The sequence below is a fragment of the Clostridium sp. genome, from assembly GCF_051650885.1.
Taxonomy (GTDB): Bacteria; Bacillota; Clostridia; order Clostridiales; family Clostridiaceae; genus Clostridium.
The window spans coordinates 1-1,689 of sequence record NZ_JBOFRG010000307.1 but is presented as its reverse complement, the minus strand read 5'-3'; the positions used below and the strand labels follow the sequence as shown (position 1 = coordinate 1,689).

At 27.8% G+C, this 1,689-nt stretch carries 1 protein-coding gene; it reads right to left on the bottom strand.

Going from position 1 to position 1,689, the window contains the following annotated elements; translation table 11 throughout:
- Nucleotides 1-1,591 (bottom strand): IS1182 family transposase (locus tag ACRC28_RS14775; protein ID WP_438544202.1); only part of this gene is annotated, 1,591 nt, incomplete at its 3' end.
- Nucleotides 1,592-1,689: the final 98 nt, after the last annotated feature.

The window sequence follows — 1,689 nt, the reverse complement described above, 5'->3', positions numbered from 1 at the left end:
TACGATTTCCTTGAATTTTATTATGTAACTTTTTAATATTATGTCCAATAGCAAGTAAAACACTTTCAGCAAGCACATTTTGTTTACCTTTCGATAAAAATCTCCTGAAGCCCATATCTTGTTTTATTTGTGCAAAAGACCCTTCAGCTTGAATACTTCTATTCATTCTTAAAACACAACCTTCATCAGTTAAAATTCTTTCTAAATCAGCTTTTCTTTGACTATTGAACTTTTTTGCTGTTTCAAATTTTTTAGTTCTTTCTTCTAGTGGCTTTTTAGAATTATTTCCTTTTATACATTTAGATTTATGATTACAGTTACTACAATCTTCACATATATAAACAGTTTTTTCACTTACGTAACCTGTTTTAGATTTTCTAAATTTAATATCATCAACTGATAATTTTTTTCCGTTTAAACATGTATAAGTATCAGATATAGGGTTGTATTCCATATTTTCTATTTTCCCAATATCATTTTTAAATTTTCGTGTTTTAGATATTTCATAATTAGATGGTTTTATAAATGCTATTTGATTATTATTCTCTAAAAATGAATAATTTTCTTCACTTTCATAACCGGCATCCGCAACGATTTTTGAATACTTAAAATTTAGATGTTCTTCCATACTTTTTAGAAATGGAATTAAAGTAGTTGTATCTGTAGGTTGTGGTCCACTAGTAAGCCATGTAATATATTCTGAATCAACACCATGTTGTATATTATAGGCTGGTTTAAGTTGTCCATTCATCATATGATCTTCTTTCATTCTCATAAAAGTTGCATCTTCATCAGTTTTTGAATAACTATTTCGCTTACCACAAGTATATATTTTTTTAGTGTAATCTTTAATTTTTAAACTATACTCTTTAAGTGTTTCGATAGACTTTTGTATCGAACTTTTTCTTTTACCTTTTCCATGTACAAATTTTATTTCTTCTTGATCTTTTAATTTATATAATTGCCTTTTTAATTTTTTTATATCTTTCTGATGAATTTTACCATTGTAGGCTATTTTTATTCCGTACAATTCTTCACATTCTTGTACAAGGTCGGCTATCTTAATTAATAGTTTTTCTAAATTTTTTGTAACTGATTTTTTCCATACAAAAGAATATCTATTTGAAGCAGCTTCTATCTTAGTTCCATCTATAAAAATTGCTTCTCCAGAAATTTCTCCAATATTGTAAAGAAAATTAGTTACTTCCGCTAAAATCCTTTCAGAACATGGTGCAAAATGTAAACTTCTAAATCGTGCAAATGTTGAGTGATCCGGTGCGGAGCCTCCATTTAGAAGAAACATAAAATTAATGTCTCTATGACAAGCTAATTCCATTGAACGGGATGAGTATAAGCCACTCATATAAGCATAAATTACGATTTTAAGCAAATTCCTTGGTGAGACTTGATTTTCTTTTATTTTTGAATAAGTAGAATATAGATCAGCTAAATTAAGTTCCTCCACAAATTGATCTAATAGTCTTACCGAATCATTTACCGGAATCATAATATCAATATCAAATGGAAATTTCATTTGAATATTTTGTTGATTGATAGTATAATCTTTAAGTAAAATGTTGGTTTTAAGCATACAAACATTTTATCAGAATCCCTAACTTTTTCGAAGTTAGGGATTTGTTTTTTTGTATAAAAAAGGAACTGTGCACTACTTTTTAGTGCGACAGCCCC